Here is a 16797-nt window from a genome sequence, read left to right as displayed (position 1 = left end):
AGTCGCTGGGCGTGATTAAGCCTTCGTCCTGTCCTGTGGGACTCGACAGGGGGATCGAGTGACATGTCGTGGTGGCCCCCACACTTCGGCGAGAGCCGACACGGCCCTCTCGCTATCTGGAACGGCGCGAGGCGTCGGCCGGTACCGTGTTCCACAGCATCGACGATCCGGGGCGGTCGTGATCGTCGTCGCCCTCGTCGGTTCCTTCGCCAGTCGTCTCGCCCGCTTGGTCCGACGGTTGGTCCGTGTGTTCTGGGGAGAGCTTCGCTGCGACGGCGAGTGCGTCGTCGAGTCGTTCGCGACACTCCCGTAGCGAGCGGACGAGTGCTGCTCCCTCCGTGAGCGCCACTTCGTCGGCGAGATCCGAGCGGGTCGCCTGCGTGCGAACCGCCGAGAGGTGGGCCTGGGCCTCGTTGAGGCGGACGCCGGCGTCGCTGAGTTGGCGGTGTACCGCTGCCGGGGCGTCGGCCGGGTGCGTCTCGTCGGTAGGTTCCGTCGTCTCCTCCGCTGGCGGCTGTTCGTCGGTCGCGTTCGACTCGGCGTCGTCCGCCGGGTGGTCGTCGTCCGCTGCCATCGGCGCATCGTCGGAGCGGTTGGTGTCAGCCATGATTGATCGATCGGATCGCTTCGCGCACTGGTCTGGCCGGCATCCCGGTGTCGTCGGCGATTTCGGCGGTGTCGTCGACCGATAGCTCGTCGATGAACAGTTCGTTCAGTCGGACCCAGTGACGGACCGCGAGCGTCGGTGTCTCGGTGTAGTAGACGCTTCGCCCGTCCCGGAACCGACCGATCTCGCCGGTCTCGGCCAGTGCGTTGAGCTGTTCGCTCATCCAGGATCGGTACTGTGCGGAGTTGTACTGCTGTCTGAACGCGGCTCCTTCGGAGCCGACCATGTCGACGACCTCGTCGACGGTCTTTGGTGACTCCAGAGTCCCGCTCAGGTGCGTCGATAGCTCGCGCTGGGCGTCGCTGAGTCCGACGCCTTCCTCGTTGGTGACGAACGCGTCGTCGTTTTCGGGACCGAGGTAGCCGTACTCTTCGAGTGCACGCCGCAGGAGACCGGGACTCTCTTCGAGCAGTTCGGTCAGCGCTTCGGCCTCGTCCGCGTCGAGTTCCGCCAGTGCGGCCGCCAACTGCGCTTCGTCCCACTCGGGATCACTCATCGGTCACGCCTCCCGGGCGACCGCCACGTCCTTGCGTGGCGGCTCGAACTGCTCCCCGTAGACCGCGAGCTTGTGACGGAAGCGTTCGCCGACCCACTGGAGGCTATCAGAGCGGACCGTCGGCGTCTGGCGTTCGTCCGGCTCTGGGTTGCGTCCGTGTTCCTCGAGGCCGTGGATACCGTGGAAGAACTCGAAGTCGTCGGTCTCGAAGGCGTTCTCGAAGGCCGACCTGACCGTCGGTGCGCTCTGCTTGTCCTGATCGCTGGGCGTGAGCGTTCCCGCGGGGTGGGTGTGAAAGCGGGCCAGCAGCTTCGGGGCCTCCCCGTCGGGGTAGAGGGCGGCGACCTTGTCGGCCATCGCGTAGGGGTTGAAGCTCACGCTGGACCGGGTCGCGGAGCCGTAGTACTCCTCGTTGTCCAGCCGGATCAGGTCCGTCGGGCGGGTGTAGGAGGGACCGGCGAGCACGTACACCGTCTCGACGATGCGCTCGTGGCCGTTGAGACCGCGGGCTTCGAGTTTCTGCATGAAGTCCCTGTCGTCGGGCAGCACGAAAGTCCCACGGGTGTACGAGGTCGCCCCGTCGTCGGGACTGACTGTCGGCGTCGACGGCCCGGAGGCCGGCTCTGGCTCCGACGCTGGTCCCGACGTGTCCGCTGGCTCCGAGGTCGGAGCCGACGGCGTGTCGGTCGTCGAGGTCCGTGCGGTCGAACGGCCGTCCGTGTTGTCGTCGTCACCGAGCGAGATGGCGTGGACTGTCAGCCCGCCCAGATCGGCGGTGCCCGCTTCGATCTCGTCGACGCTGGCCGTGTTGACTTCGATGTCCCGGTTCGACGTGACGGTCACGCCGTCGACTTCCTCGTGGGTCTCCGGTTCGTCGTCGTCATCGCCGAAGAACGGGATCCGGACCATCGGCCTAGTTCCCTCCGGTCATGATGTTGATGATCGGTTCGCGGTAGATCAGCCCGACCGTCGAGACGAGACCGAGGATGAACACCATGAACAGCCCGAGGTTCTCGCTGACGACGCCGAGCAGTCCGGTCGGCTCGCCGCCGGTCTCCGTCGCGGCCGGGGTCTGTGCGGCCGTGTTCTGGTCCTCGGTCGACTGCTCGCTGTCGCCGCTGGTCGCGGTCTGTGCGGCCGTGTTGACCGCCTCGACGTCGATCGTCTTGCGGACGCCGGTCACCGCGACGGAGTTCTCGCGGTCGCCCTCGTACCACAGTTCGTAGTCCGCCACCATCGTCACCTGATCGCCCGGCTCGGCACCGTTGGTGTACACCTGCGCGCGGATGTCGCGGATCTCACCCGGTCGGACCTCGAACTGACCGACGACCAGGTTCGTCGTCGCCTGATCCCAGTTGGTGCCACCGCCGAACTGGAAGCCGCTCTGGGCGAAACTGAACTCCAGGTCGACGACGATGGTACACTCTTCGGGGAGCGTCGGTTCCGGCCGGAAGTTCGCTTCGACCGTCGCGCCCCGTTCGGCGGTGATGGTGTCGTCAAGCAATGCGATGCTCCGGCGGCTCATCTGGGGGGTTCCCTGACATTGTTCGGCCGTTGCCGTCGCCGTGTTCGTCGCGGTCGCAGTCGCCGTGTCCGTCGCGGTCGCAGTCGCTGTGTCCGTTGCGGTCGTGTTCGACTGGGCGGCCACCGGCGCCGCAGTCAGTGCGAACACCGACACGACGAGCAGGCCGACGAAACCGATCGCCACTGTCCTCCGTTTGCGTGCTGAATTGTTACGCATCACTCAATACAATAATGGCTTTACAAATAAATCTTTCTCAATAAGCTATTACTCGACACCAGTTGTGGTCGAGTGGATACCGGAACCCACTCACTGAGTGACGGCTCGTGGGGTCACCGTCGGCGCGCCAGCAGCCAGAGTGGGAGCGCGAGTAGCACCGTTCCGACGGTGAAGCCGGGGCCTGACCCGCTCAGTGGGTCGGCGTCGCCGGTCGCTCGGTTGGACGCTCCGTCCCCGGCACCCGCTCGGTCACCATTGCCGCCAGCAGTTCCCGAATCGTTGCCCGCGGACTGGCCGACCGGCTCCGCTGTCGCCGTCTCGTCGCCGACGACCCGTATCGTCGTGGTCGCGTTCTCGACGACGCGGTAGCTGTCGCGCTGGCCTGCCGGGTAGTAGATGACCTGATAGGGTACGTCGATGCGCTGTCCGGCGAGTGCCTCGTCCTCGGCGGTGATCGCCAGTGAGATGCTGGTCTGCTGACCGGGGTTGACCGTCGCCTCGCCGACGTACTCTGGCTGGGACCCGACGCGGATGTTCCGCGTCGCGCTCACGGTCACGCCGCTTGGCAGCGACAGCGCCAGTTCGACGTTCGCAGTTCGGTTGTTCACGCCCGGATTTCGGAACGAGAGGCCGATAAAGCGCGTCTCGTTGCCCGGTTCGAGGGCGGTGACCGCCACGGTGGAGTCGATCTCTGGCACCCGTCGGAAGTTCCGAACGGCGGCCGACCAGCTATGCGTGGCTACACCGCCGTCGCTGTCGGTCGCGACGACGGTGACGTTGTGGGTCCCGGTCTCGTCGAAGGTGTGGGAGTACCGCGGTCCCGTCGATTGCTGGCTGTCGTCGACGAGCCAGCGATAACTCACCGTCCCGCCGTCGGGGTCGGTCGCGTTCGCGTTGAACGTCCGGGTCGTGCCCGACATCAGCGAGAACGTCGCAGACTCCGGTTCGACCGCCGTGATCCGTGGCGGACGGTTCTGGACTGCGACGGTCCAGTCGACGGTCGAGCGCGCGCCGTGGCCGTCCTCGACCGTCGCCTCGACGGTGTGGGTCCCGGGGTCGGTAAAGCGGCGAGTCACGGCGAGTCGCCGCTCGTCGGCTGTGACCGTCCGGCTCGACACCTGCTGGCCGTCGACGGACCACGTCACCGTCGCCGGTTCGGCGTCGTCGTCGGTCACGCCCACGACGAACCGCTGTTCGGTCCCAGCCCGTGGCGTCGGTCGCGTCGTCGGCGAGCGGCGTTCGAGCGTCGGTTCGTCGTTCGAGACGGTCACGCTCTGACTTCGGGTGGTCGTCGTCCCGTACTCGTTCTCGACGACCAGTTCGACCTCGTGGGTCCCGACCGTCGACAGGCGTGTCTCTGCTGTCGCACCCGAGAAGGTCTCGTTGCCAATGGTCCATCGATAAGTAAAGGCACTCCCTCGTTCGGCCGGGTCGGCCGCTGTCGCCGCCAGCGAGACCTGCTCGCCGGCCGTCACCGAGGTGGGCGACACCGACAGTTCGGTGACCTCCGGCGGCACGGTCTCGACGGTCAGGGTCCGCGTGCGGGTCGTCGTCTCGCCGTACTCGTTTTCGACGGCCAGTGTCACGTCGTAGGTGCCCGCCTTCGAGACCGTCGTTTCGACGCTCGCCCCGTCGAAGGTCCGGTCGCCGACGGTCCAGCGGTAGTCGAAGCCGGTCGCCCGGTCCATCGGATCGCGGGCGTCGGCCGAGAGAGTCACGCGCTCACCGAGGGGGACCGACGACGGCGAGACGGACATACTTGTGATCTCGGGCGGGGCTGCCTCGACGGTCAGGGTCCGCGTCCGGGTGGTCGTCGTCCCGAACTCGTTTTCGACGGCCAGTGTCACGTCGTAGGTGCCTGCCTGCGAGAACGTCGACTCGACGCTCGCCCCGTCGAACGTCCGGTCGCCTACGGTCCACTGGTAGTCGAGGCCGGTGGCTCGGCCAGCCGGATCGCTCGCGCTCGCCCGGAACGCGACGGATTCCCCGACGATCACCGAGGAGGGCGACACCGACAGGTCGGTGACCTCCGGCGGCGCGCGCTCGACCGTGACGACGAACGACTGTCGGGTCGTGACGCCTCGGTCGGTGGTCACTGCGACCTCGACGGCGTTCTCACCGGTCGAGCCGAACCGCGTCTCGACACTGGGTCCCGAGAACGTCCGGTCGCCGATGGTCCATCGGTAGTCCAGTCCCGTCGATTCGGTGTCGGCGCTGAACGTCACCGCCTCACCCAGCACTACTGCCGCGTTCCCCGGCGAGACCGAGGTGATCTGTGGCGGTTCGGCCACGTCGACGGTCCACTCCGTGCGAACGTCCTCGGTCGCACTGGTCCCGTCGCTCACCTCGACGGCGACGGTGTGCTCGCCCGGGCCGAACCGCTCGGCGTCGAACTCGTAGCTCGACCCGCTGGTCGTTCGAGCGCCGTCGACGTACCACTGGACGGTCGGCGTACTGTCCGGATCTGACACGGACACCGAGAATTGCTGCTGTTCATCGGGACCCACGTCGATGGCCCCCTGCGTGGGCGTCGAGTCGTCGATGCTCGGGGCCTCGAAGCTGTCGACGGTGACCGTCCCCAGATCGACGTAATCCGACGGTCGCTCGATCGTCCCAAAGCTCGTCACGAACTCCACGTCGACGACGTACTCCCCTTCGCCGTCCGGCATCGTGACCGAACCGTCGACCGTTGCGTGGCGACCGGGCGAGATACTGACCGTTTGGAGAGTTTTATGTGTCGCGTTATTCCGTTCGCCCTCGGGGTAGACGTACAGCTCGGTCGTTACGTCCCTCGTGTCCGAGCGTTCCGTGTTGTACACACGCGCCTCGAACTCTGCCGTCTCGCCGGGTTCGAACCGCTCTGATCCCCGTGGCGACTCGAAGTCGACCGACGTGTGGTAGGGCGCTTTCCGGATGAGCCAGAACGATTCTTCCTCGACGTCCTCGACCGTCACGTCGTAGGCACCCCACCGTTCGTGGACCCTGCTCTCCTCGTTCCGGACGGTGATTGTGTACTCGCCCGTCGGTGCCCCCATCATGATATTGCTGTCGAGGTCTTCCTCTAACTCACAGGCGGCGGGACTGCTTGCGTCGGTGGTCATGTTGTGCTGGTAGAAGCCGTTGTCCTGACCTGCGACGAACACGTGTGTCGGCCAGTTCTCGTCGCCGTTCGACGTCGAGATGTCGAGACAGACCTGATCGCTCTGACCGCCGACGACGCCGGCCGCGCCACAGATCACGAAGACGCCGACCAACACCGCGATTACAACGCTCCGTCCCACCGCTAGTCGCTCCACCCTGCCAGATATGCCACCTTTTGTTGCCACTTACTGTCCATAATCCCTGTCGTGATATGATGAATCCCCCCAATTAAGAATTCCGCCTCCGTGGTGGGGGCTGCCACGCCCCCTTTCTCGATGTCGACACTACGCTGCTTGGAACCCGACCAGATCGGCGTCGTCTGCGGCCCGCTCGGTCGCCTCGTCGAGATCGAACTCGCGGACGATTTCCCCGTCTCGCAGGAGCGGTGCCAGCAGTGCCTCGCCGTCGTCGGGACCCGGCCGATTCGAGAGACCGACGTGGTGACCGCCGTCTGGCGTGCGATACACCTGTTTTTTCCCGGTCAGCTTCCCGCGCTTTGCGGCCGGTTTCCCCTCGACTTCGACGATGTCGAGCGAGAAGTCGACCGGGTCGGCGTTGCTGACGTAACTGCCGACGCCAAAGCCCGCGACCACGTCCCGTAGCTGTCGAAGTTCGGCCGGGCCGAGACCGCCGCTGGCGAAGATCCCAACGTCCTCGTGGCCGTGGGCGTCGAGCGTCCAGCGAACCTCTTTGAGGATGTGCTCGAAGTCACCACGGCGGGACCCCGTGGTGTCGATGCGGACGCTATCGAGTCCGTCGACCGCCGCGACGGCGCGCAGGGATTCGTCGACCTCGTCGGTGTAGGTGTCACACAGCGCGACGCGGGGCACGTCGGCGTCGACACCCTCGTCGAAGGCCCGCCACGCCGCCTCCTGGTTCCCGCGGCCAAAGCAGATCATCAGTGCGTGGGGCATCGTTCCGCCGGCCTCGCGACCGATCACCTCGCCGGCGGCGACGTTGGAGATGCCGTCCAGCCCGCCCAGCAGCGCCGCGCGCTCGACCATCGCACCGATCGATGGGTGGACGTGCCGGGAGCCAAAGGAGAGGACGGTCGAGTCGGGCGCGGCCCGGCGGGCCACCAGCGCCTTCGTGGCGACGCCGGTCGGATGCGAGAGGAAGCCAAGCAGCGCCGTCTCCAGCCGACAGAACTCCCGGTACGGGCCCTCGATCCGCATCACCGGGCCGCCGTCGAACAGCCGTCCCTCGCGCAGTGCGTCCACGTCGACCGCTCGGCCTTCGAAGAGGTGGGCCACGTCTTTGACGCCGGCCAGCAGTTCCCATTCGCCGGTCGGGAACTGGTCGGCCGTCACCTCCGCGACGACGTGGGGGTTCGTGTCTGCGTGATCGAGCGCCTCGACTGTCCGGTCGAAGTACGCGTCCGTCGCCCGCCCGGCCCGGATCTGCTCGGGCGTGACGATGTCGAACGATGCTGTCATTGCCGGTGGTTCGGTCAGCGAACAAAAAACGCTTCGCGTCGCACGTCAGCCGTTCGCGTCGTAAATATCGTCGAGTCCGTCGACCGTCGGGGCGTTGACGATCCGAACGCGGGTCCCCGAGCGGGTCACGCGGAAGGCGTCGCCGAACGCGTCCGAGTCGGGCAGGCGATACACGTCCGTACTGGGCTGACGGCTCGCCCGCTCGTCGAGGATCGAGCGGTAGGCGGTCTCGAACTCGCGGGCGTCCTCGACGGTGTCCCACTCGATGGCCCAGACGTAGCCGTAGCCCCCCGAACCGTTCCGGTAGGGGTAGACGGCGTCGCCACCCCACCCGGCCGACGCCTCGCTCTGGTAGCGGAACCACTGGTCGGGCGAAATCGCGTCGTTGGTCAGCAACATCGCGTAGATCGACGCCTCGCCGACGGTATCAGCGACGGGGTCGTGGTCGAAGCGGTTCCACTCCTCGCCGCTTCGGTCGGGTACCGTCACGTTCACTGGCTCCTCGTCGGGGTACTGCTCGGGGTGGATCACCTGTTCGGTACTGTTCGGTGGAGTCTCGTACAGCGTCTCGACGCCGGCCCAGCCGTTCTGGTCGTACTGCTGGTCGACGAGTCGCGGGCCGGTCGCGTAGGGCTGGTAGATCGTCACGAACACGCCGTCGTCGGGCGTGCCGCCGCTGTCACCGTCGCCGCCACCGCCGTTACTTCCGGGCCGAGGAATGCATTGCCAGCGGTTCTGACACCGGTCCTCGTAGGTCCACTGGACGTAGTTTGCCTCTCCCTCGGTGACGCCCTGACTCGCTAGCTGGCGGTCCTGTGTCGCGGGTGAGCCGCCGAGGTTGCCGTACTGGTCCTGTAAGGCGTGAACGAGTTCGTGTGACAGTGTCGCCCGATCGATGGTCGGCGTCGGCGAGTCGCTGACGATGGTGATGTTGTCCGAGGCGGGCGAGTAGTACCCCTGTACGGAGGTGTTGTACGTCTCGCCCAAGGCCTCGCTGGTCCCCGAGTCCTCGCCGACGATCAGCAGTGCCTCCCACACCTGATCGTTCCACGGATCGTCACCGCCACCGCCCGGGCCGGTCGAACTGTTCCGGTACTCGTCGCGACTGATCACCTCGACGCTGACGTTCCCCGTGAACTCCTGTTTGCGCACCTGCTCGACGCGTGCTTTCGTCCGTGAGAGGACCGCTGCTCGTTCGCTCCGGTTCAGGCCGTCCTCGGTCGTCACCGACACCGAGTCGTCGTACCAGTAGCCGTCCTCCCAGCCGATGGGGTCCTCCCCCGGTGCGCGGTCGTGTCCAAAGGGGTCCAGATCGCTGACCGGGCCGGTACAGCCCGCGAGGACGACCAAGAGGACGACCAGCAGTAGCCTACGCATCGTGGAGTTCGTCCAGTTCGTCCTCGGTCGGCGCGTTGGTCACGGTCACGGTCGCACCGGACTGTTCGATTCGGATGGCGTCACTGAAGGGGCTGTCGTCGCTGATGACCCAGCTATCCGCACCTGCTGGCTCGCCGCCCCAGTGCTCGACGACGCGCTCCCAGGTACGGGCGAACTCGGCGGCCTCGCTCTCGTTGGTCCAGCGCGTCCGCCAGACGTAGCCCAGTTCGTCGCCGTTCTCGTAGACGAACATCCGGCCGCCGGCCCAGCCACGGACCGCCGGCATGTCGTAGTTGTACGGATCGTCGCGGTCGATCTCGCCACTCGACTCGTAGTTCAGCGCGTCCCGTGGTGTGACCACGCTCGCCGAGTTGTAGTCGTCGGTGAGGGTGTAGGCGAGCGACGCGGCGATGGCCGACTGGCCGACGACGGCGTACGTAGGACGGTTTGGCGGGCGAACCCGCTCCCACGCATCGGTGCTCCGGTCCGGGAGCGTGACGTTTTCCGGCTCCCACTCGGGGTACTGCTCGGGGTAGATCACTTCCGTCGATCCGTCGGGTAGGTCCGTGTAGGCCGCGTCGACGGCGTCCCAGCCACCGCGCTCGTACAGGTCGGCGACGAAGCCCGGCCCGTCGCTGTAGGGGAAGTACATGAGGAAATTGAGGCCGAAGTGGCTGTCGCCGCTCCCGCCGCTGCCGTTCGTACTTGCCTCGTCGAGGCATGACCACGTCTCGCCACAGTTTGCCATGTAGCGTTGCTCGACGTAGGCGGCGTCACCCTCGACGATGCCGTTTCGTCCCTGATGGCCGTCCCGTGACGTGATCGTGCGATTCGAGAGGTCGAACTGCTGGTCCTGCAGCGCGTGGACGAGTTCGTGTGCCAGCGTCCGCTCGCCGTCGAGTTGTGGGGTCGCGCTGTCCGAGACGATCACGATCTCGTCGCGCGCGGGGCTGTAGTACCCGAGGACGCTCTGGCCCAGCGCGGCATCCTGCTTTGCGATCGAGTCGTTCCGTTCACCGATCAGGAACAGCGCCTCGAACTTCGCGTTGTCGAAGCGCTTGAGCGCGGGACTCTCCCCATTCGAACTCCGATTGCGGAACGTCGAGCGATTGATCACGCTGACCGGCACCGTCTCGGTGAACTCCCGCTCGCGGACGTGTTCGATCCGGGCCATCGACCGCGCGATCACGAGTCGCTGCTCGGTCTCGTTGAGACCGTCCGTGTTGTCCACTGCAAGCGTCTCGTTGTACCAGACACCGTCCTCCCACCCCAGCCGGTCGATGGCGGGGTCGGCTGGCGTCGTCTCCGTCGCTGTCGAGGTGGCCGTGTCGGTCGATGCTGTCGGAGTGGCCGTCTCGGTCGTCGCCGACACGTCTGTCGACGTTGCGGAGTCTGTCGGCGCTGCATCTGTCGGCGGCGCGGCGACGGGGGCCTGACAGCCGGCGAGGACGAGCAGCGTCGCGAGGAGGACGGCGCGTAACATTGACATCGACATCTCGGTGCTCCCGCGTGAAAAATCACGCGCAGCGATCGGCACAACGCTGTTGGATCGCTGGGCCGTAGCGTCGGCCTGTCATGGTGTTCGAGTCAGCACGGACTGCCCTCGTCGTGGTCGACATGCAGAACGGCTTCTGTCACCCCGAGGGCAGCCTCTACGCACCGAACAGCGAAGCGGTGATCGACCCCTGCGCCGACCTCGTCGAGCGCGCACGCGAGGCGGGCGCGAGCGTCGTGTTCACCCGCGACGTACACCCGCCCGATCAGTTCGACGACGCCCACTACTACGACGAGTTCGAGCGCTGGGGCGAACACGTCGTCGAAGGGTCGTGGGAGACCGAAATCGTCGAGGACCTCTCCCCGGAACCGAACGACCTCGTCGTCGAGAAACACACCTACGACGCATTTTATCAGACCCAACTGGAGGGGTGGCTCGACGCTCACGGCATCGACGACCTCGTGTTCTGTGGGACGCTGGCGAACGTCTGCGTCCTCCATACGGCCTCCAGTGCCGGTCTCCGTGACTTCCGCCCGGTGTTGGTCGAGGACGCTATCGGCTGTATCGAGGAGTCCCACCGCGAATACGCGCTGGAGCACGCCGACTGGCTGTTCGGCGAGGTGACCGAGCGCGACGGCGTCACGTTCGAGTGATCGAGACCGCCACGTCGTCACCGACTTCGAAATCGACGCCCTCGCCCACGAGTTTGACGCCGAACCGATCCCGCGCACAAAACAGCGCCAGCCCGGTGATCGGGTCGCCGTTGGCCTGCACTGTCACGTCGTCCCACGTGACCGTCCGATTCTCGGCCGTCCCGACACGCCGCCCAGCGACTTCGATGGCGCGCTCCGTCGCGGCACCGCCCAGCAGTCCGCCGCGGTCGTAGTGGGCCAGTCCACCGTCGACGACGCCCTCGCTCGTGGCACTCCCGTTCGCCAGTCCGACGAACCGCTCGCCCGGTGCCGGATGTGCCGGCGCGTCGAGTCGCGCCCACGTCTCACTGGTCTCGACGACGGTCCCCGTCCCGTCCCACGACAGCGGTTCGACCTCGACATCGACCGCCAGTCGCAATGATCCGCTTGCCCGATAGGGGTTCGCTCCGGGGTCGCGAAACTCCAGATGCAGGTGGTCCGGCACCCACGGCGCGAAAAAGCCCGCACGGACGCTCTCGCCCAGCGGGTCGCCGACCGTCACCCGGTCGCCCGCCGCGACGCTCGGCTCGACGTGTAGGAGTCGCGCGACCGCATCGCCCGTGTCGACGAGGACGAGCCAGTCGTGCTCGGCGGCGTAGGGCTGGGGCGGCGCGCGGACTCGCTTGGTCTCGACGACCTCGCCGGCCACCGGCGACGGCACCACGTCACTCTCGGGGTACAGGTCGATCGCGTGCCCCTCGTCGTGGGCCACGAACGGTGAGTTGTACAGCGAGAAGCGGCGGTACTGGTGGCACACCTCGGCGGGCAGCGTGACGGCCATCACCGATCACTTGGCGGGGACGGACATGTGCCTGTCGCACAGGTTCAAAAGCGATGCCGAGTCAGCCCTGCTCGTGCCCTGAGAACCACCGCGGCGGGTCACGCGGGAGCGCGACACACCCCGCCGCGAGACGGCGAGTGTCGCCTGTTCGCCATCCCACGAGCGTTATCCCGGTCCCACCCGTACGTCGCTCCATGCGCGTGCTTCGTGGACGCTGTCGGGACCACGTGGCCGACGCCGAGCGAACGCGGCGGCTGGCCGAGGAGGTCGCCGACAGCCGTGTCCCCGCCCTGCGCGTCTGGCGACCCCACCGACAGATCGCGTTCGGCCGCCGTGATGCCCGCAGCGACGGCTACGAACGTGCCCGCGAGATCGCCCACGAACAGGGCTATGCCGTGCTCGAACGGTCGGCTGGCGGCCGCGCGGTCGCCTACACCGGGACGACTGTCGCGGTCGCGCTCGCGACGCCCCTCGACGACGTGCGCGAGGGGATCCAGCGACGGTACGCCGACGCCAGCGAACGGCTTCGATCGGCGCTTTCGACGCTTGGCGTCGACGCGACCAAGGGCGAGCCACCCGACTCGTTCTGTCCGGGGTCACACTCATTACAGGCCGACGGCAAGCTCGTCGGTATCGCCCAGCGCGTCCGTCAGGAGGTCGCCGTCGTCGCGGCGGTCGTGCTCGTCGACGCCCACGACGAGATCGCTGCGGTGCTCGATCAGATCTACGGCGCGTTAGGCACTCCCTTCGACCCCAGCAGCGTCGGGAGCATCGCCCGTTCCGGCGGGACGACCGATCCCGACGCGGTGATCGACGCAGTCGTCGATGCCTTTGTCGGCGACCGAGACACCACGGTCGAACACGTCACGGCGGACGACGGCGCTCGACTCCGAGACACTTAGGGATCGCCGCGGCGGAGAGAGCGTATGCTCATCCAAAACGCGACGCTCGCGGACGGTCGCACACGAGACGTGCGCGTCCGCGGGGAGCGGATCGACGCCGTCGGCGAGGCTCTGACGCCCGAGGACGACGAGCGGGTCGTCGACGCCGACGACAAACTGCTCTTGCCCGGTGCGATCGATGTTCACGTCCACTTCCGTCAGCCGGGGTACGGCCACAAAGAGACGTGGGCGAGTGGCTCCCGGTCGGCCGCCGCCGGTGGTGTGACGACGGTCGTCGACCAGCCAAACACCGCTCCACCGACGGTCGACGGCACGGCCTTCGACCAGAAGGTCGATCTTGCCGGCGAATCGCTCGTCGACTTCGGGATCAACGGCGGCGTCACGGCCGACTGGAACCCCGACGAACTGCTCGCACGCCCCCTGTTCGCGCTCGGTGAGGTGTTCCTCGCGGACTCGACGGGTGACATGGGGATCGACGCCGACCTCTTCGAGGACGCGCTGGTCGCGGCGGCCGAGCGCGACGTGACCGTCACCGTCCACGCCGAGGACGCCACGCTGTTCGAGCAGGACGCTCGCGAGCGTGACGACGCCGACGCGTGGTCGACCTTCCGGGCCGCGGAGGCGGAGGCCGCCGCCGTCGAACGTGCCTGCGAGGTCGCGACCGAACACGACGCGCGAATCCACATCGCCCACACCTCCACGCCGGCGGGCATCGACATCGCCAGCGACGCCGGGATGACCACCGAGGTGACGCCCCACCATCTCTTGCTCTCGCGGGACGATCTCGACGACCTCGGTACGTTCGGCCGGATGAATCCGCCGCTGCGCAGCGAGGAGCGCCGCAGCGAGGTCTACGAGCGGGTCGTCGACGGTACCGTCGACATGATCGCCACCGACCACGCGCCCCACACGCGCGAGGAGAAAGACGCCTCGATCTGGGAGGCTCCGTCGGGCGTGCCGGGCGTCGAGACGATGCTCCCGCTCCTGTTGGCCGAGGCCCGCGACGGCGACTTGACCTACGAGCGCGTCCGCGACCTCGTCGCTACGAACCCGGCCGACGTGTTCGGCCTGCCGCAGAAGGGACGGATCGCCGAGGGCACCGACGCCGACCTCGTGCTGGTCGACACCGACGACGGACGCGAGATCAGTGGCGAGGCCCTCCACAGCAACTGTGAGTGGACGCCGTTCGATGGCTTCGAGGGCGTGTTCCCCGAGTGGACGATGGTCCGCGGGACCGTGGTCTACGACAGCGCCGAAGACACGTTCTGGGACCAGCAGGGCGAGAACGTCCGGGCCTGATCAGATCCCGTGCTCTCGTGTTCGCTCGATTCGGCGCTCGGGAATTGGTCGGACGAGTCCGAACATCAATCTGTTCGTCAGGATACCGATGCCGATGCCGAACTGCAGTGCTGCGACCGTCGAGACCGGCGGGCTGACGACGAGAACGACCACGAGACTCACGGCCACGACTGCGACGAGCACGACCGGGAACCCCCACGCAGAGTCGTCCGGTATGTACCCCCGATCCCCAGCGGTGACGAATCCAGCCGTCCCCAGTGCAGCAGCGACCACGAACGCCCAGTGCTCGACGAGATTTCCCGCCCCCGCGAGTACCAGCGCTGACATAATCTGCACGACACCGAGCAGGCCGTCGAGCAGTACGACTTTCGTCCGAGTATCCATAGGCGGTGTTCCAGCGGGCCGGTATTAATTGTGCAGGAGGGTGTGCTCAAACGACCGCCGCTGTCGCGCTGACGCCGACCATGACGCCGAACCCGAAGCCGGTGATCCGCCCCATCGCTCGACGCGAGTCGGCTTCGGTCCAGTCGCTCCCGGTATCGAGATGGCGCTGCATGGCTTCGATCCTCTGGCCGGCGAAGATCGATCCCGACCAGCCGAGCACGCCGAATCCAAACGCGAGCGCACCGAGGGCGAACGCCTTGCGAGTGCCAAAGGCTGTGCCGCCATACACTGTGAGAAGTCCGACTGTGATCGGTCCGGCGACGGCACCGGCGAGCAACGCCGTGCCGACGAGTCGGATCCGGAACTGAATCCAGCCGACGGTCTCGGCGGTGGGTGCCATCAGTCGATCGCCTCCCGCATGCGCGGGTCGAGCGCGTCCCGCATGCCGTCGCCGAGGAGATTGAACCCGAGCACCGTGATCGCGAGGAAGAGACCGGGGAAAAAGGAGAGCCACCACTTGCCCGTGAGCAGACCGTTGTCGACGCCACGCGAGAGCATCAGTCCCCACGAGGGGGTCCCGGCCTGCGCGCCGAAGCCGAGAAACGACAGCGCCGCGAGGTCGATGATCGCCAGTCCGAAGTTCAGCGTCGACTGGACGGTGATCGGCGCGAGCGTGTTCGGCAGGATGTGACGGGCCAGTACCCGCGGGTCGGCCGCCCCCAGCGCCTCGACGGCGTCGACGTACTCGTCTTCGAGCACTTTCAGGGCTGCCCCGCGGACGACACGGGCGAACCGAGGCGTGTAGACGAGCGTCAGCGCGACGACCGCGCGCCACAGGCCCAGTTCGCGCGGGAAGATAGCGACCAGTGCCAGCGCAAGGAGCAGCGGTGGGAACGCGAGCAGCACGTCCATCGTCCGCATGATCGTGTTGTCGGTCACGTCGCCGTAGTACGCAGCGATGATGCCCAGACCGACGCCTGCGACAGTGGAGATGCCGACGGTGATCGTGCCGAACTTCAGCGCCAGCCACGAGCCGTACATGACGCGCTTGTAGATGTCGCGGGCCGCAGCGTCGGTGCCGAAGAGATGGATGTTGAACGGTGCGGAGCCGGTCCATCCCGGCGGTGCGCGGTCGGGAATCTCGGTGCCGAGGCGGGAACTGACCAGCGTCCCGAGGTCGTAGGTGACCCGCGCGTAGACGGCGATCACGACGAGCGCGAGGATGATCGACAGGCCGACGACGGCCAGCCGATTCGCGAGTAGTTCCGAGAGGAACGGCGAGGCTCGGATGCGCCCGACGACGCCGCGGCGGTCTGTCTCTGTCTGGGTGCTCATTGTTGGATCCGTGGATCGAGGTAGCCGTAGGTGATGTCGACGAAGAGGTTCACCAGCGTAAACAGCAGCGCGAACGTCAGGACGGTCCCCTGCACGACGGGGTAGTCGAGCGCGCCGATGGCGGTGACGATGGTCAGGCCCATGCCGTTGATGCCGAAGACGGTCTCCGTGAGGACGGCTCCGCCAAGCAGCGTACCAAACTGGATGCCGATGATGGTCACGACGGGGATCAGGGCGTTTCGAAAGCCGTGTTTCATCAGGGTGATCTTCGCACCCTGGCCCTTCGCGCGGGCGGTCCGCATGTAGTCTTGCCTGACGACTTCGAGCATCGACGAGCGCATCATCCGCGAGATGAGCGCCGTCGAGTAGATGCCGATGACGAGGGCAGGCAAGAACAGGTGCTGGACCGCCGAGACGAACGCGGGCCAGTTACCCAGCAGGATCGTATCGATGGTGATCATCCCCGTCAGCGGTAACTGATAGCCAAAGAGCGTCCAGTGTTCGGGCAGGAAAAACATCGTCGAGATCCGCCCGCTCGTCGGCAGGACGCCGAGGTACGTCGCGAACAACAGGATCAACAGCGGCCCGGACCAGAAGATGGGGATCGAGATACCCGTCAGGGCACCGACGCGGGTCAGGTGGTCGGTCAGCGAGTCCTGCTTGATCGCCGAGAGGATGCCAAGCGGGAGTCCGAGCAGGATGCCGGTCAGTTGCCCGTAGATCGCCAGCTCCAGCGTGATCGGCAGGCGGTCGAAGATCACCTGACGCACGGGCGCACCGCGACTGATCGTGTAGGACTTTCCGAAGTCGAGTCGCGCAGCGTCCCAGAGGAAAGTCAGGTATTGCTCCCAGAGTGGTCTCGTCAATCCAAGCTCTTCGCGGACCTGCTGCAGTTGCTCTGCCGAGGCCCGCTGGCCGGCGATGACTCGCGCCGGATCGCCGGGGGCGAGATGCAGAATGGCGAACACGACCGTCGCGACCCCGAACAGCACCGGGATCAGCAGGAGCAGCCGTTTGGCGACGAAGCGCTTCGAGACCATTGCCGGGGCAG

General features: G+C 66.8%; 16 protein-coding genes. 3 read left to right on the top strand and 13 right to left on the bottom strand.

Annotated features, from left to right (window positions below; genetic code table 11):
• Window positions 1–112 precede the first annotated feature (112 nt).
• The 8 genes from AC5FRW_RS10520 to AC5FRW_RS10485 all read right to left on the bottom strand — a co-directional run bounded on the left by AC5FRW_RS10520 (window position 113) and on the right by AC5FRW_RS10485 (window position 10353).
• The gene (locus AC5FRW_RS10520; RefSeq protein WP_493568408.1) at window positions 113–607 is read right to left on the bottom strand and encodes a hypothetical protein; all 495 of its coding nucleotides are present in this window, start codon (window positions 605–607) and stop codon (window positions 113–115) included.
• Window positions 600–1163 carry a hypothetical protein gene (locus tag AC5FRW_RS10515; RefSeq protein WP_493568407.1) on the bottom strand — a complete coding sequence of 188 codons (564 nt, stop codon included), beginning with the start codon at window positions 1161–1163 and terminating at the stop codon, window positions 600–602. Before AC5FRW_RS10515 ends, AC5FRW_RS10520 begins: the two co-directional genes overlap by 8 nt.
• Window positions 1164–1166: 3 nt before the next feature.
• Window positions 1167–2072: a hypothetical protein gene (locus AC5FRW_RS10510; protein ID WP_493568406.1), complete on the bottom strand. Its 906-nt coding sequence runs from the start codon at window positions 2070–2072 to the stop codon at window positions 1167–1169.
• A 4-nt stretch (window positions 2073–2076) separates the two neighbouring features.
• On the bottom strand, window positions 2077–2904 hold the full coding sequence (locus AC5FRW_RS10505; RefSeq protein WP_493568405.1) for a PGF-CTERM sorting domain-containing protein: 828 nt from the start codon (window positions 2902–2904) through the stop codon (window positions 2077–2079).
• A 113-nt stretch (window positions 2905–3017) separates the two neighbouring features.
• A complete protein-coding gene (locus AC5FRW_RS10500) occupies window positions 3018–6185 on the bottom strand; it encodes a PKD domain-containing protein (protein ID WP_493568404.1) in 3168 nt (1055 codons plus the stop codon).
• 144 nt (window positions 6186–6329) lie between these two features.
• On the bottom strand, window positions 6330–7481 hold the full coding sequence (locus tag AC5FRW_RS10495; RefSeq protein ID WP_493568403.1) for a nicotinate phosphoribosyltransferase: 1152 nt from the start codon (window positions 7479–7481) through the stop codon (window positions 6330–6332).
• A gap of 45 nt (window positions 7482–7526) precedes the next feature.
• Complete coding sequence (locus AC5FRW_RS10490; RefSeq protein WP_493568402.1) at window positions 7527–8858, bottom strand: Hvo_1808 family surface protein; 1332 nt, start codon at window positions 8856–8858, stop codon at window positions 7527–7529.
• Entirely contained in the window at window positions 8851–10353 is a 1503-nt protein-coding gene (locus tag AC5FRW_RS10485; RefSeq protein ID WP_493568401.1) for an Hvo_1808 family surface protein, read from the bottom strand. The genes AC5FRW_RS10490 and AC5FRW_RS10485 overlap by 8 nt, the downstream gene beginning before the upstream one ends.
• Window positions 10354–10433: 80 nt before the next feature.
• On the opposite strand from AC5FRW_RS10485, the gene AC5FRW_RS10480 reads away from it, so the two are divergent.
• The gene (locus AC5FRW_RS10480; RefSeq protein WP_493568400.1) at window positions 10434–11006 is read left to right on the top strand and encodes a cysteine hydrolase family protein; all 573 of its coding nucleotides are present in this window, start codon (window positions 10434–10436) and stop codon (window positions 11004–11006) included.
• Here AC5FRW_RS10480 and AC5FRW_RS10475 read toward each other — a convergent pair.
• Window positions 10993–11826 (bottom strand): DUF8155 domain-containing protein, encoded by an 834-nt coding sequence (locus AC5FRW_RS10475; protein WP_493568399.1) that lies wholly within the window; start codon window positions 11824–11826, stop codon window positions 10993–10995. The genes AC5FRW_RS10480 and AC5FRW_RS10475 overlap by 14 nt on opposite strands.
• A gap of 194 nt (window positions 11827–12020) precedes the next feature.
• Between AC5FRW_RS10475 and AC5FRW_RS10470 the strand changes: the two genes are divergently transcribed.
• The gene (locus tag AC5FRW_RS10470) at window positions 12021–12728 is read left to right on the top strand and encodes a lipoyl protein ligase domain-containing protein (protein ID WP_493568398.1); all 708 of its coding nucleotides are present in this window, start codon (window positions 12021–12023) and stop codon (window positions 12726–12728) included.
• Window positions 12729–12752: 24 nt separating this feature from the next.
• Window positions 12753–14027 (top strand): dihydroorotase, encoded by a 1275-nt coding sequence (locus tag AC5FRW_RS10465; RefSeq protein WP_493568397.1) that lies wholly within the window; start codon window positions 12753–12755, stop codon window positions 14025–14027.
• On the opposite strand, the gene AC5FRW_RS10460 is transcribed toward AC5FRW_RS10465, so the two are convergent.
• The 4 genes from AC5FRW_RS10460 to AC5FRW_RS10445 are packed head-to-tail and all read right to left on the bottom strand — an operon-like array spanning window position 14028 to window position 16786.
• Window positions 14028–14411, bottom strand: a complete 384-nt coding sequence (locus tag AC5FRW_RS10460) for a hypothetical protein (protein WP_493568396.1) — start codon at window positions 14409–14411, stop codon at window positions 14028–14030.
• Window positions 14412–14457: 46 nt separating this feature from the next.
• The gene (locus AC5FRW_RS10455) at window positions 14458–14811 is read right to left on the bottom strand and encodes a DUF7268 family protein (RefSeq protein WP_493568395.1); all 354 of its coding nucleotides are present in this window, start codon (window positions 14809–14811) and stop codon (window positions 14458–14460) included.
• On the bottom strand, window positions 14811–15746 hold the full coding sequence (locus tag AC5FRW_RS10450) for an ABC transporter permease (protein ID WP_493568394.1): 936 nt from the start codon (window positions 15744–15746) through the stop codon (window positions 14811–14813). The genes AC5FRW_RS10455 and AC5FRW_RS10450 overlap by 1 nt, the downstream gene beginning before the upstream one ends.
• Window positions 15743–16786, bottom strand: a complete 1044-nt coding sequence (locus AC5FRW_RS10445; RefSeq protein ID WP_493568393.1) for an ABC transporter permease — start codon at window positions 16784–16786, stop codon at window positions 15743–15745. The genes AC5FRW_RS10450 and AC5FRW_RS10445 overlap by 4 nt, the downstream gene beginning before the upstream one ends.
• Between the last annotated feature and the right edge of the window lie 11 nt (window positions 16787–16797).

Source organism: Halomicrobium sp. HArcht3-1, from assembly GCF_058933345.1.
This window is presented reverse-complemented; position numbering and strand designations above follow the sequence as displayed.